The sequence below is a fragment of the Staphylococcus pasteuri genome (assembly GCF_030547725.1).
Classification (GTDB): Bacteria; Bacillota; Bacilli; order Staphylococcales; family Staphylococcaceae; genus Staphylococcus; species Staphylococcus pasteuri.
On record NZ_JAUOQO010000235.1, the window covers coordinates 1 to 287 of the forward strand.

General features: G+C 50.5%; 1 protein-coding gene. It reads right to left on the bottom strand.

What is annotated here, in order from left to right:
* Positions 1 to 287 (bottom strand): hypothetical protein (locus Q4528_RS13510; RefSeq protein WP_303522042.1); only part of this gene is annotated, 287 nt, incomplete at both ends.

A 287-nucleotide genomic window follows, 5' to 3' on the forward strand; every position in this document is an offset into this window, starting at 1 on the left:
CACCTGCTCAGCCTGTTTAGCCATTACCGTAAAGGTATGTGCGGTGGTGTTTTCTGCCGGAGAAAGCAGTGGGTGTGGTGGCGTTAAATCAAACTCGCCAAGCTCGGCGCTGGCGGCTTCTTGCTCGGATAATATTCGCCCTTTTACAGTGGTTGAGCCGGAACAATAATAAGCGCTGTTGAACCACTCCCACAGATAAGAGCCAGTAACCTTCCCATCGAGTATTTCACCTGTAGCCGAAACATGACTTAATTCCCCACCATCAATCCGAACACTAGGTGCAGACC